Source organism: Streptomyces sp. NPDC059743 (genome assembly GCF_042732975.1).
In the GTDB taxonomy this organism is placed as follows: Bacteria; Actinomycetota; Actinomycetes; order Streptomycetales; family Streptomycetaceae; genus Streptomyces.
In genome coordinates this window covers 152,748-165,246 of sequence record NZ_JBHWGS010000015.1, presented here as the reverse complement: position 1 = coordinate 165,246, position 12,499 = coordinate 152,748, and the positions used below count along the sequence as shown (strand labels likewise).

General features: G+C 69.2%; 12 protein-coding genes. 9 read left to right on the top strand and 3 right to left on the bottom strand.

Going from position 1 to position 12,499, the window contains the following annotated elements:
- Nucleotide 1 precedes the first annotated feature (1 nt).
- Nucleotides 2-769, bottom strand: coding sequence for a type I methionyl aminopeptidase (gene map / locus ACFV6H_RS26275; RefSeq protein WP_385546516.1), 768 nt, complete (start codon nt 767-769; stop codon nt 2-4).
- A 64-nt stretch (nt 770-833) separates the two neighbouring features.
- Here map and ACFV6H_RS26270 point away from each other — a divergent pair, with 64 nt between their 5' ends.
- The 8 genes from ACFV6H_RS26270 to ACFV6H_RS26235 all read left to right on the top strand — a co-directional run bounded on the left by ACFV6H_RS26270 (nt 834) and on the right by ACFV6H_RS26235 (nt 9,995).
- The gene (locus tag ACFV6H_RS26270) at nt 834-1,085 is read left to right on the top strand and encodes a helix-turn-helix domain-containing protein (RefSeq protein WP_093604633.1); all 252 of its coding nucleotides are present in this window, start codon (nt 834-836) and stop codon (nt 1,083-1,085) included.
- A 142-nt stretch (nt 1,086-1,227) separates the two neighbouring features.
- Nucleotides 1,228-1,605 (top strand): PPOX class F420-dependent oxidoreductase, encoded by a 378-nt coding sequence (locus ACFV6H_RS26265; RefSeq protein ID WP_385546721.1) that lies wholly within the window; start codon nt 1,228-1,230, stop codon nt 1,603-1,605.
- A 182-nt stretch (nt 1,606-1,787) separates the two neighbouring features.
- A complete protein-coding gene (locus tag ACFV6H_RS26260; RefSeq protein WP_385546512.1) occupies nt 1,788-3,293 on the top strand; it encodes a hypothetical protein in 1,506 nt (501 codons plus the stop codon).
- 186 nt (nt 3,294-3,479) lie between these two features.
- Complete coding sequence (locus ACFV6H_RS26255; RefSeq protein WP_093591504.1) at nt 3,480-4,322, top strand: nitrilase-related carbon-nitrogen hydrolase; 843 nt, start codon at nt 3,480-3,482, stop codon at nt 4,320-4,322.
- On the top strand, nt 4,319-5,614 hold the full coding sequence (locus ACFV6H_RS26250; protein ID WP_385546509.1) for an aspartate aminotransferase family protein: 1,296 nt from the start codon (nt 4,319-4,321) through the stop codon (nt 5,612-5,614). The genes ACFV6H_RS26255 and ACFV6H_RS26250 overlap by 4 nt, the downstream gene beginning before the upstream one ends.
- A gap of 123 nt (nt 5,615-5,737) precedes the next feature.
- A complete protein-coding gene (gene hydA, locus ACFV6H_RS26245; RefSeq protein ID WP_385546506.1) occupies nt 5,738-7,144 on the top strand; it encodes a dihydropyrimidinase in 1,407 nt (468 codons plus the stop codon).
- A 79-nt stretch (nt 7,145-7,223) separates the two neighbouring features.
- On the top strand, nt 7,224-8,225 hold the full coding sequence (locus tag ACFV6H_RS26240) for a TIGR03842 family LLM class F420-dependent oxidoreductase (RefSeq protein ID WP_385546503.1): 1,002 nt from the start codon (nt 7,224-7,226) through the stop codon (nt 8,223-8,225).
- 222 nt (nt 8,226-8,447) lie between these two features.
- Complete coding sequence (locus ACFV6H_RS26235) at nt 8,448-9,995, top strand: NCS1 family nucleobase:cation symporter-1 (protein WP_385546500.1); 1,548 nt, start codon at nt 8,448-8,450, stop codon at nt 9,993-9,995.
- Here ACFV6H_RS26235 and ACFV6H_RS26230 read toward each other — a convergent pair.
- Both ACFV6H_RS26230 and ACFV6H_RS26225 read right to left on the bottom strand, forming a co-directional pair.
- Nucleotides 9,911-10,237 carry a hypothetical protein gene (locus tag ACFV6H_RS26230; RefSeq protein ID WP_385546497.1) on the bottom strand — a complete coding sequence of 109 codons (327 nt, stop codon included), beginning with the start codon at nt 10,235-10,237 and terminating at the stop codon, nt 9,911-9,913. The genes ACFV6H_RS26235 and ACFV6H_RS26230 overlap by 85 nt on opposite strands.
- Nucleotides 10,216-11,271 carry a biotin/lipoate A/B protein ligase family protein gene (locus tag ACFV6H_RS26225; protein WP_385546494.1) on the bottom strand — a complete coding sequence of 352 codons (1,056 nt, stop codon included), beginning with the start codon at nt 11,269-11,271 and terminating at the stop codon, nt 10,216-10,218. The genes ACFV6H_RS26230 and ACFV6H_RS26225 overlap by 22 nt, the downstream gene beginning before the upstream one ends.
- Nucleotides 11,272-11,419: 148 nt before the next feature.
- Between ACFV6H_RS26225 and ACFV6H_RS26220 the strand changes: the two genes are divergently transcribed.
- Entirely contained in the window at nt 11,420-12,367 is a 948-nt protein-coding gene (locus ACFV6H_RS26220; RefSeq protein WP_385546492.1) for a helix-turn-helix domain-containing protein, read from the top strand.
- Nucleotides 12,368-12,499 lie beyond the last annotated feature (132 nt).

Genomic DNA, 12,499 nt, shown 5'->3' with positions numbered 1-12,499 from the left:
CTCAGAGCGCCGTGAGAATCCGCGGGCCGTCGTCCGTGATCGCGACCGTGTGTTCCGCGTGCGAGGCCCGGCTGGAGTCCAGCGTGCGGACCGTCCAGCCGTCACGGGCCGTGAAGTGCCGGTCCGTACCGCTGCCGATGAGCATCGGCTCGATCGCCAGCACCATTCCATGGCGCAGCGGAAGACCGCGTCCCGCGCGCCCCTCGTTGGGCACGCCCGGATCCTCGTGCATCGTCCGGCCCACGCCATGACCGCCGAAGCCGTCCGGGATGCCGTAGCCGGCCGAGCGGCAGACACGGCCGATCGCATGGGCGATGTCGCCGATGCGGTTGCCGACGACGGCCGCCGCGATTCCCGCCTCCAGCGCTTCGTTCGCCTTGTCGATCAGCCGCAGGTCGTCGGGACGCGCGCGCCCGACCGTGAAGCTGACCGCCGCGTCACCCACCCAGCCGTCGAGCACCGCACCGCAGTCGACGCTGACGAGATCGCCGTCGTGCAGCCGGTACGCGTCGGGGATGCCGTGCACGATCGCGTCGTTGACGGACGTGCAGATGACGGCCGGGAAGGGCGTGGGCGCCCAGCCGGGGTGATAGTCGAGGAAGGGCGAGCCGGCGCCGGCCTCGCGCAGCACGGCGCGCGCGGTCTCGTCGAGGGCGCGCAGTGTGACGCCCACGGCCGCGGCCTCACGTACCGCCGTCAGTGCTTGTGCGACGACCCGGCCCGCGGCGCGCATGGCGTCCAGGGACGCATCGGTTTTGATCTCCACCATTCCAATAACTATACCGGTCGACATCGGTGGAGGCACGCTTGTGCGGCGGTATTAGAATGACGGGATGGTACGGAGTCCTCTCACCCCACAGGAGCGCGAGCGCGGCGAGCAGCTCGGCCGGCTGCTCCGCGAGGCGCGCGGCGCGCGCAGCATGGTGGAGGTCGCGGCGGTCGCCGGGCTCTCCGCCGAGACACTGCGCAAGATCGAGACCGGCCGCGCCCCGACGCCGGCGTTCTTCACGGTGGCCGCGCTGGCGTCCGCGCTGGGCCTCTCGATGGACGAGATCGCCGCGAGCTGTGTCCTCGTACCGGTCTGATTCCGGCCCGGCCCGATCCGACCGGTACCCCGCAGCGGGCCTTCGCGCGTCGGCGCGGCGGCGGGCGCGCGAACAGCGGTGGAGGAGTGGTTGAAGGGACTACCGGGACAATCCCGTGGCGCGTAGTCTCCCGTCCGTGACGATCCTGGACGAGCTAGCCAACTGCCGCTATGTCAGCCTCACCACCTACCGCAAGGACGGAACGGGCGTCGCCACGCCCGTCTGGCACGCGGTGGAGGGCGGCGAGATGTTCATCTGGACCAGGACGGATTCCTGGAAGGTGAAGCGGATCCGTAACAACGGCCGTGTGGTCGTCGCGGAGTGCGACCTCCGCGGGCGGATCGCCGAGGGCTCGCCGACCGTCGAGGCCACGGCGCGGCTGCTCGACGAGGCGGCCACGGACCGGATCCGGAAGATGCTCTCACGCAAGTACACCTGGCGTTTCTGGGTGGTCGACTGGCCGGCCAGGCTGGTACGGGGCAGCAAGCGTCCCCAGATCGGCATAGCCGTCACCGTCTGAACCGCCGCCCGAAATCGCCTGAACCGCCGCCCGGAAGAGCTCCGGGTAAGGACCCTGGGGAAGGGTCCGGTTAAGGGCCTGCACCGTGCCGGAAAACAGTCTGTAGCCGTCCTGTAACACGACTGAGGTCGAATGCCAGCGGACTGAAGGGCTCCCTTCGGCACGGCAGGGACGGGGCAGCGATGGCGGTGCATCAACTCCCGGCGGAGATCGGGGCGTTCGCGAGGTACTTAAGGGATCTCACGTCGCTCCTGGATCCGGGTGACGGCTGGTACGGAGTCTTCCGCCGGCGTGATCCGGAAGGCCTGCGCGCCTGCTTCGACGGTACGGAGATCCCGCCCTGGGATGTGGTGGACTCACTGCTCCAGGACTTCGCGGCGGGCCGTGACCGGGAGGAGGCGGCGCGCGAGGGCGTACGGGCGCGACGGCTGCACGCGGCCTCGGCCGCCGCGTACGACCGGCTGCCCGGAGGCGGCGAGGCGCTCTCGGAGCGGCTCCAGCTGATGCTGCGCGAGCAGTCGTACTCCGCGAGCCGGGCCGAGGAGCTGGCGCGGCTGGTCCGTACGGCGCCGCAGGGCACGCCTCGCACCCAGGAGCTCAGCCATGAGCTGGCCTGGACCCGCGACGATCACGCGCGCGCGACTGCGCGCTGCGCCGAACTGCGCGCCCGGCTGGCGGCCCTGACCACTCCTGGACGCGCCACTCCGACCGGGCGCCCGCTGGCTCCGGAGGGCTGGTTCCGTGCCGAGGAGCCCTCGGTCTTCGACCGCCCGGCCGCGCAGGACTCGCGGAGCGCGGACGGCGGCCCTGTCGCTTCGGTTACTGATGGCCCGTCAAATGAGCCCCGTGCCAAGGACGTTCCGCAGTGGGCCGACGACGGCGGCGAACGGGACGGAGCCGCTGCGCGAACCGCGCCGCCCGCCACCGCGAAGGAGAGCGCGAAGGACGCGAAGGAGAAGAAGCGCGCGTCCGCGGCCCGGCGCAAGCCGCGCGGCGCACGCTTCGCCGGTCTCGATGTCGAAGAGGAGACCGAGGCCGCGCCCGCGCCCGTGGTGCCCGCGCCGCCGCCCGCCGCGCCCGCCACTCCGCGCGGCGCCCGCTTCGGCGGTGTGCCCGCCGCGCCCGCTCCGGCGGCGCCCGCGCCCGCGCACTCCGCCGAGGATCTGCGCGCCGCCGCCGAGCTGGTCGCCACACTGACCGGACTGCGAGCCGACGGCCGCACCGGAGAGGCGCATGTCGTGCTCTGCGAGGCCGCAGGCCGGCCTCCCGAGCAGCTCCCTCTGCTCGCCGCCGAACTGCACCGCGCCGGGCTCGGCGCCGACTGGGCCGAGCTGCTCTGGGAAGCGGCCTTCCTGCCGCCCGCACAGCTCGCCGCCGCGGCCGGCGCGCTCTCCTCGGCAGGCCGGGACGACGACTGCCGCCAGCTGCTCCTCCAGGGCGTCTCCCGCCCGGCCGAGGAGATCACCGACGCCGTGCTCGCCCTGGGCGGAGCGGGCCGCCCGCACGAGGCGAGAGCGCTGCTCAGCGCCTTCGTACAGGCCCGTGCTCCCGAGGACGCCGTGCTGGTCGCCGCGCCCGATCCGCACCGGCTCGTCCCGCAGCTCATCGACGCCGCCCGCGCGGTCTCCGCGTCCCGTGAGCGCGATGTCGTCCACGCCCTCAGAGTGGCGGGGATCGCGGACGCCTGACCGGCCGGTCAAGTGCCTGGTCAGACCCGAATCGCCTGATGTCGACCGCTCGGGTGTGAAACTTGATCGACTCTGCGGGTTAACGACGATGGTCTTGCCCCAGTGTGGGACGGGGCTTACGTTCTCCTCCTACGCATCCCATCTACGGGCGTAGAGCTATCGCCGCCCCCGCCGAAGGAGCAGCTCGTGGCCAGAGTCGTACGCGCCGCACTCGTCCAGGCGACCTGGACCGGCGACACCGAATCGATGATCGCCAAACATGAGGAGCACGCCCGCGAGGCGGCCCGGCAGGGCGCGCAGATCATCGGGTTCCAGGAAGTGTTCAACGCGCCCTACTTCTGCCAGGTGCAGGAGCCCGAGCACTACCGCTGGGCCGAGCCCGTCCCGGACGGTCCTACCGTCACCAGGATGAAGGAGCTGGCCCGCGAGACCGGAATGGTCGTCGTCGTCCCGGTCTTCGAGCTGGAGCAGTCCGGCTTCTACTACAACACCGCTGCCGTGATCGACGCCGACGGCTCGTATCTCGGCAAGTACCGCAAGCACCACATCCCGCAGGTCAAGGGCTTCTGGGAGAAGTACTACTTCAAGCCGGGCAATGCGGGCTGGCCCGTCTTCGAGACCGCCGTCGGCCGGATCGGCGTCTATATCTGCTACGACCGCCACTTCCCCGAGGGCTGGCGCCAGCTCGGGCTGAACGGCGCGCAGCTCGTCTACAACCCGTCCGCCACCTCCCGCGGCCTGTCCGCCTATCTCTGGCAGCTGGAGCAGCCGGCCGCCGCCGTCGCCAACGAGTACTTCATCGCGGCGATCAACCGCGTCGGCCAGGAGGAGTACGGCGACAACGACTTCTACGGCACGAGCTACTTCGTCGACCCGCGCGGCCAGTTCGTCGGTGACACCGCGAGCGACAAGGCGGAGGAACTCCTCGTACGGGACCTGGACTTCGGGGTGATCGACGAGGTACGCCAGCAGTGGGCGTTCTACCGGGACCGCCGCCCCGACGCGTACGAAGGACTGGTGCAGCCATGACGCAGCCGTTCACGAACGATCTGTACGACCGCCACCGCGCCGTACTCCCCGACTGGCTGGCGCTCTACTACGACCGGCCCATCGAGATCACCCATGGCGAGGGCCGCCATGTCTGGGACTCCGAGGGCAACCGCTATCTCGACTTCTTCGGCGGCATCCTCACCACGATGACCGCCCACGCGCTGCCCGAGGTCACCAAGGCGGTGAGCGAGCAGGCAGGGCGGATCATCCACTCCTCCACGCTCTATCTCAACCGTCCGATGGTCGAGCTCGCCGAGCGGATCGCCGCCCTGTCCGGCATCCCGGACGCCCGTGTCTTCTTCACCACCTCGGGCACCGAGGCCAATGACACGGCGCTGCTGCTGGCGACCGCGTACCGCGCCTCGAACCAGATCCTGGCGATGCGCAACAGCTACCACGGCCGGTCCTTCTCCACGGTCTCTATCACCGGGAACCGCGGCTGGTCGCCGACGAGTCTGTCGCCACTCCAGACGCTGTACGTACACGGCGGCGTCCGCAGCCGCGGTCCCTACGCGGGACTCACCGACGAGCGCTTCATCGAGGCGTGCGTCGCCGATCTGGAGGATCTGCTCGGCCACACCCGCGCGCCCGCCGCGCTGATCGCCGAGCCGATCCAGGGCGTCGGCGGCTTCACCGCGCCGCCGGACGGGCTGTACGCGGCGTTCCGCCAAGTCCTCGACCGGCACGGCATCCTGTGGATCAGCGACGAGGTGCAGACCGGCTGGGGCCGGACCGGCGAACACTTCTGGGGCTGGCAGGCACACGCCGAGAACGGCCCGCCGGACATGCTCACCTTCGCCAAGGGCATCGGCAACGGCATGTCCATCGGCGGAGTCGTCGCCCGCGCCGAGATCATGAACTGCCTCGACGCCAACTCCATTTCGACCTTCGGCGGCAGTCCCGTCACCATGGCGGCCGGCCTCGCCAATCTCTCGTACGTACTGGAGCACGACCTCCAGGGCAATGCCCGCCGCGTCGGCGGACTGCTGATCGAGCGGCTGCGGGCGATCGGCGCCGGAGTCGACTCCGTACGCGAGGTACGAGGCCGCGGGCTGATGATCGGTATCGAACTGGTCAGGCCCAGCACGGGAGAAGCGGCGCCCGAGACGGCCTCGGCCGTGATCGAGGCGGCGCGCGAGGGCGGACTGCTGCTCGGCAAGGGCGGCGGACACAACACCAGCGTGCTGCGGATCGCGCCGCCGCTCACCCTGACCGTCGCGGAGGCGGAAGAGGGCGCCGCGATCCTCGAACAGGCCTTGCGCGGCGCGTAGTTCGCGTAGTTCGCCTGGTTCGCCGTACGGCCGGATCGCTCGTAGCGAGCGAGCGAGCGATCCGGTCCTGGGCCGGCCGATCGTTCCGAAGGCCCGATCGTTCTGAAAGGGAGCGCCACCACCATGAGCAGTACCCGCACCCTGATCCGTGGCGGACTCGTCATCACCGCCGCCGACGAGACCCATGCCGATGTCCTCATCGAGGACGGCCGGATCGTCGCCCTCGCCGCGCACGGCACGGACGTGGCGACGGGCTGGACCGCCGACCGTACGATCGACGCCACCGGCAAGTACGTCATCCCGGGCGGAGTCGACGCCCACACGCATATGGAGCTGCCGTTCGGCGGCACCTTCGCGTCCGACACCTTCGAGACCGGCACCCGGGCCGCCGCCTGGGGAGGCACCACCACCATCGTGGACTTCGCCGTCCAGTCGCCGGGCCAGGCGCTGCGCGAAGGGCTGGACGCCTGGTACGCCAAGGCCGACGGCCAGTGCGCGATCGACTACGCCTTCCATATGATCATGGCCGACGTCAATGAGAGCTCGCTCAAGGAGATGGACCTGCTGGTCCAGGAGGGCATCACGTCCTTCAAGCTCTTCATGGCCTATCCCGGTGTTTTCTACAGCGACGACGGCCGCATCCTGCGCGCCATGCAGCGCAGCGCGCACAACGGCGGACTGATCATGATGCACGCCGAGAACGGCATCGCCATCGACGTCCTCGTCGAACAGGCCCTGGCCGCTGGCCGTACCGATCCGCGCTACCACGGAGAGGTACGCAAGGCTCTGCTGGAGGCCGAGGCCACACACCGGGCGATCAAGCTCGCGCAGGTCGCCGAGGCTCCGCTCTATGTCGTCCATGTCTCGGCGGAGGAGGCCGTCGCCGAACTGGCCGCCGCCCGTGACCAGGGACTTCCCGTCTTCGGCGAGACCTGTCCGCAGTATCTCTTCCTCTCCACCGACAATCTGGCGGAACCGGACTTCGAGGGCGCGAAATACGTCTGCTCCACACCGCTGCGGCCCAAGGAACACCAGGACGCGCTCTGGCGCGGGCTGCGCACCAATGACCTCCAGGTGGTCTCCACGGACCACTGCCCGTTCTGCTTCACAGGACAGAAGGAGCTGGGACGCGGCGACTTCTCGAAGATTCCCAACGGGCTGCCGGGCGTGGAGAACCGGATGGATCTGCTCCATCAGGCCGTGGTCGAGGGAAAGCTGAGCCGCCGCCGCTGGATCGAGATCGCCTGTGCCTCTCCGGCCAGGATGTTCGGTCTCTATCCGCGCAAGGGCACCATCGCGCCGGGCGCCGACGCCGATGTGGTCATCTACGATCCGCACACCGAGCAGACCATCTCCGCCGAGACACATCATATGAACGTCGACTACTCGGCGTACGAGGGCAAGCGGCTCACCGGACAGGTGGAGACGGTGCTCTCGCGCGGTGAACTCGTCATCGACCGGCGGGAGTTCACCGGCCGGGCGGGACACGGGCAGTACACGCCGCGCGCCACCTGCCAGTACCTCCTCTGACACCGATCTCCTCCGACCCTGATTTCTGATAGCTGACACCGATATCCCCTTTTCATCCATACCGAGGAGTGACCAGGCCATGGACTTCGGACTTGTCCTCCAGACCGACCCGCCGTCCTCGGCGGTCGTCGGGCTCATGCGGCGCGCGGAGCGCAACGGTTTCCGCTACGGCTGGACCTTCGACTCCGCCGTGCTCTGGCAGGAACCTTTTGTCATCTACAGCCGCATTCTGGAGCACACCACCACACTGACCGTGGGACCCATGGTCACCAACCCGGGCACCAGAACCTGGGAGGTGACCGCCTCCACCTTCGCCACGCTCAACGAGATGTACGGCAACCGGACCGTCTGCGGTATCGGGCGCGGCGACTCGGCGATGCGGGTGGCCGGCCGTAAGCCCAACACACTGGCCCGGCTGGGCGACGCGATCGAGGTCATCCGCGATCTGGCGGAGGGCCGTGAGGCCACCGTCGACGGGCAGACACTACGGCTGCCCTGGGTACGGGACGGCAAGCTGCCGGTGTGGATGGCGGCGTACGGGCCCAAGGCGCTGGCCCTGGCCGGGCGGAAGGCCGACGGCTTCATCCTCCAGCTCGCCGATCCGTTTCTGACCGAGTGGATGGTCAAGGCGGTCCGTACGGCGGCCTCCGACGCGGGACGCGATCCCGACTCCATCACGATCTGTGTCGCGGCGCCCGCCTATGTCGGCGACGATCTCGCGCATGCGCGTGAGCAGTGCCGCTGGTTCGGCGGGATGGTCGGCAACCATGTGGCCGATCTGGTGGCGCGGTACGGCGAGGGCTCGGGCCTGGTGCCGGACGCGCTGACCACGTACATCAAGCAGCGCGAGGGATACGACTACAGCCACCACGGCCGGGCCGGGAATCCCTCGACGGACTTCGTGCCCGACGAGATCGTGGACCGGTTCTGTCTGCTGGGTCCCGTCGAGGCGCATGTCGAGAAGCTCCAGGTGCTGCGCGACCTGGGCGTCGACCAGTTCGCCGTCTACGACATGCATGACGCCAAGGAAGCGACGATCGACGCGTACGGCGCGGAGATCATCCCGGCGTTCCAGGACTGAACCGGCCTCGGTTCCAGAGCTGAACCGGCTCCTCCCGCCTCGGTCCTGGGACCGAGGCGGGACCGGCCCCGTCCCCGGCCTGAACCGTTTCCAGGCTTAACTGTCCCCGGCCTGAACCGGCCCCCGGCCGGCCCGGGGCCGGACAGGCTCCCCTCCCCGATCTCCCGCACGGCCTCGTTCGACATCCCCGACACCCGCTCTCGAACGAAGGGTCCCGCCGCCATGACCGCGACCGCTCCGCCACCGTCCTCCGGAGAACCAATAGCCAGTGCCGATGCTTCGACCGATCCTCAAGGCCGTGTCGAGCTGCCGCCCGGCGCGCTTCCCGACGACGGCCGCTTCGTCAACGACGATCTGCTGCCCGTCCCGGTCGCCCGCCGCCGCTGGACCACCTACAACTTCGCCGCGCTCTGGGTCGGTATGGCGCACAACATCCCGTCGTGGCTGCTGGCCTCCGGGCTGGTCACCCTGGGCATGGACTGGAAGCAGGCGGTCTTCACGATCGCGCTGGCCAATCTGATCGTGCTGTTCCCGATGCTGCTGACCGGGCACGCGGGACCCAAGTACGGCATTCCCTTTCCCGTCCTCGCCCGTGCCTCGTTCGGGCTGCGCGGCGCCAATCTGCCCGCGCTGATCAGGGCGGCCGTCGCCTGCGCCTGGTTCGGCATCCAGACCTGGATCGGCGGCCAGGGCATCTTCGTACTGCTCGGCAAGATCTTCGGCGGCTGGGCCGACGCGTCGAGGATCGGCGGTCAGCCCTGGACGCTCTGGCTCTGTTTTGTCCTCTTCTGGGCGCTCGAACTCGCCATCATCTACCGGGGGATGGACACCCTGCGGCGCTTCGAGAACTGGGCGGCGCCGTTCGTGATCGTCGGCGCGCTGGTGCTGCTCGTCTGGATCACCGTCAAGGCGGGCGGCCTCGGTCCGCTGCTCGACCAGCCGTCCCAGCTGGGCTGGGGCGCGGACTTCTGGCCGGTCTTCTTCCCGTCGCTGATGGGAATGATCGCCTTCTGGTCCACCCTCTCGCTGAACATCCCGGACTTCACCCGCTTCGGCGCGGGCCAACGGGCCCAGATCTGGGGCCAGTCGCTCGGTCTGCCCACGACGATGACTCTCTTCGCCCTGCTGTCCGTCTTTGTCACCTCGGGCTCACAGGCGGTGTACGGAGCGGCCGTCTGGGATCCGGTCGAACTGGCCGCCAAGACCGACAATGTCTTCGGACTGCTCTTCGCGCTGGTGACCGTACTGATCGCGACGATCTCCGTGAACATCGCGGCCAATGTCGTCTCGCCCGCGTACGACCTCGCCAATCTCGTACCGAAGCTGATCAACTTCCGTACGGGCGCGCTGATCACGGGTGTGGTCGGTGTCGTGATCATGCCGTGGAAGCTGACGGCCACGCCCGAGCTGTACATCTTCACCTGGCTGGGACTGGTGGGCGGGCTGCTCGGTACGGTCGCGGGCATCCTGATCGCCGACTACTGGATCGTCCGGCGTACGGTCCTGGACCTCGCCGATCTCTACCGCCCGGGTGGCCGCTACTGGTACGCCAACGGCTGGAACGTCAGGGCGGTGGTGGCCTTCGCCGTCGGTGGTGTGCTGGCCGTGGGCGGCTCCCACTCGGCGCCTGGCAAGGGCCCGTTCCCGGAGGACGGTCTGATCCCGTTCCTGAAGCCGCTCGCGGACTACGGCTGGGCGGTGGGGCTCGCGGCCTCGCTGGTGCTGTACGTGGCTCTGATGGCGCCGGGCCGACGGACCGCGACGGCCTGAGGACTCGACGGGGCTTGCCCGAACAGGGCTTGTCCGGGCGGGGCTTCGAGGAGCGGCGTGAGCGCACGGGCCAGGCGCTCGCGCCACTCCTCGGCGTTGTGCGGCGAGGGAGGACGGGCGGCCGGGCGCTCCCGCAGCGCCGCCATCAGATCCTCGTACGGACCGGGCGGATGCTCGTACTCCTGGGCATCCACCCACCGCAGTCCCTCGCTCTGGGCTGCTACGGCACCCGGGCTGTCCACTCCGGTGTGCTGAACTTTGTCTTCGCCAGCTCGCGCGCCCGTGCCATCTCCTCGTCCGTGACCTTGCCGGCCGTGAGCCCGTAGCGGCCACGGAAGGAGTCGATCATCCGTTCGATGACCGCCTCGCGCGGCAGGCCCGTCTGGCGCCGCAGTGGGTCGACTCGCTTGTTGGCGCTGCGCGTGCCCTTGTCGGAGAGCTTCTCGCGGCCGATGCGGAGGACCTCGACCATCTTGTCGGCGTCGATGTCGTACGCCATCGTCACATGGTGCAGTACGGCGCCCGTGCCGTTCACAACGCGCTTCTGGGCGGCTCCCGCGACCTTGCCGCTCTCGGTCGCGATGTCGTTGAGCGGCTGGTACCACGCCTTGATGCCCATGTCACCGAGCGCTCCCAGCACCCAGTCGTCCAGATAGGCGTAACTGTCCGCGAAGGTGAGCCCCTTGACCAGCGAGTCCGGGACGGAGAGCGAGTACGTGATGGTGTTGCCGGGCTCGATGAACATGGCGCCGCCGCCCGAGATACGGCGGACCACCGTGACGCCATGGCGTTCGGCGCCCTCGGCGTCGACCTCGTTGCGCAGGGACTGGAAGCTGCCGATCACCACCGCGGGCGCCGCCCACTCCCAGACCCGCAACGTCGGCGGCCGGAGACCGGCCGCGACCTCGGTGGTGATCACCTCGTCGAGCGCCATATGGAGGGCCGGCGACTGCGGTGCGTCGTGGATGAGCTGCCAGTCGTAGTCGGTCCAGTCGGTGGCGTGCGCGAGCGCGCGGCGTACGGCGACGGCGATGCCCTCGGCGGTGAGCCCGTACATCACCGTTCCCGCGGGCAGCGCGGCCTCGATACGGGCGGCGAGACCGGCGGCGTCGGTGTCGGCGGGAGCGCCCTCCAGGGCGCGGTCGATCGCGTCGATCGCCTCGTCGGGCTCCAGGAAGAAGTCGCCGGCGACCCGGACATGGCGCAGCGCTCCGTCCTCCGTGTCGAGATCGACCACAACGAGCTTGCCGCCGGGGACCTTGTACTCACCGTGCACCGGAACCTCCACCACTGGGCGTGAACAGTGCAAATCGTACTGCTGGACGAAGACACTCCCGCGACAGTGACGTCCCGGCTGCGTCCGTCGTCGCCTCCGCCTCTGCCTCCGCCTTTACGGGCCGGCGGCCGGGCATACCCTGAGAGTTATGGAGAACCGGAAGAGAGATCCGGAGAACCGGAACCGCTTGGGCGAATTCCTCAGGGCACGCCGAGCCCGGCTTTCGCCGGAAGACGTCGGGTTTCCTCGCGGAGGAGTGCGCCAGGTGCCGGGGCTGCGCCGGGAGGAAGTCGCGGAACTCGCGGGCCTGAGCACCGACTATCTGGCACGTCTCGAACAGGGACGTGAGACGCATCCCTCGGCCAGTGTGCTTTTCGCCCTCGCGCGGACACTACGGCTGGAGCCGGAGGCCCAGCGCTATCTCTTCGCCGTCACCGACGGCCACCCGAGTCCCGTCGCGATCGATACGGCTACTGGTACATCTTCTACCGGTACGTCTTCCACTGGTGTGTCTTCCCGGCCGATCGGCGAGAATCTGCTGTCTCTCCTGGACGAATGGGTCCATCACCCTGCGATTGTGCTGGACATCAGCCACGACGTGGTCGCAGCGAACCATCTCGGACGGGCCCTGTTCGCCGGACACCGGTACAGCGGAAATCTGATGCGCCTGGTATTCCTGGACGAGGAGGCCCGGCCCTTTTTCCGTGAACGGGAGAAAGTCGCCGCGTCCGGCGCCGCCGCACTTCGCGCCGCCGCGATTCGGGCGCCCGATGACGCGGGACTGACGGCTCTCATCGACGAGTTGATATCGGGCAGCGAGGAATTCGCCCGACTCTGGACCAAGGCGGAGGTCCGGGACAAGAAATCCGAGCATTTCCGTGTACGGCATCCGATCGTCGGCGATCTCGACCTGATTTTCGAGACCTTCCGCCCGAACGGTGACAGTGACCATCTCGTCAAGGTGTACCGCCCGGAGCCCGGTACGGCCACCAAGGAAGCCCTGGCCGTACTGGGAAGCCTCACCGCCGAGGAAGCCGAGCGACCCGAGGAAGCCGCGGAAGAGGAGACGGCCGAGACGTCCAGGGCGAGGCGCTGAGAGGTACCGGGCGGCGGGCGACGGGCCGATAACCGCACGGCGGCCGTTTACACCTGCCCGGGGTGGGTGTAACTCGCCCTCCCCGTCCGGAGCGCCTTCTCCTAGCGTGGTGTGTGACGGCATGTGATGGGG

Coding starts and splice junctions, on each gene's coding strand:
- map (WP_385546516.1), bottom strand. CDS start 769: ATGGTGGAGATCAAAACCGATGCGTCCCTGGACGCCATGCGCGCCGCG.
- ACFV6H_RS26270 (WP_093604633.1), top strand. CDS start 834: ATGGTACGGAGTCCTCTCACCCCACAGGAGCGCGAGCGCGGCGAGCAG.
- ACFV6H_RS26260 (WP_385546512.1), top strand. CDS start 1,788: ATGGCGGTGCATCAACTCCCGGCGGAGATCGGGGCGTTCGCGAGGTAC.
- ACFV6H_RS26250 (WP_385546509.1), top strand. CDS start 4,319: ATGACGCAGCCGTTCACGAACGATCTGTACGACCGCCACCGCGCCGTA.
- hydA (WP_385546506.1), top strand. CDS start 5,738: ATGAGCAGTACCCGCACCCTGATCCGTGGCGGACTCGTCATCACCGCC.
- ACFV6H_RS26240 (WP_385546503.1), top strand. CDS start 7,224: ATGGACTTCGGACTTGTCCTCCAGACCGACCCGCCGTCCTCGGCGGTC.
- ACFV6H_RS26235 (WP_385546500.1), top strand. CDS start 8,448: ATGACCGCGACCGCTCCGCCACCGTCCTCCGGAGAACCAATAGCCAGT.
- ACFV6H_RS26220 (WP_385546492.1), top strand. CDS start 11,420: ATGGAGAACCGGAAGAGAGATCCGGAGAACCGGAACCGCTTGGGCGAA.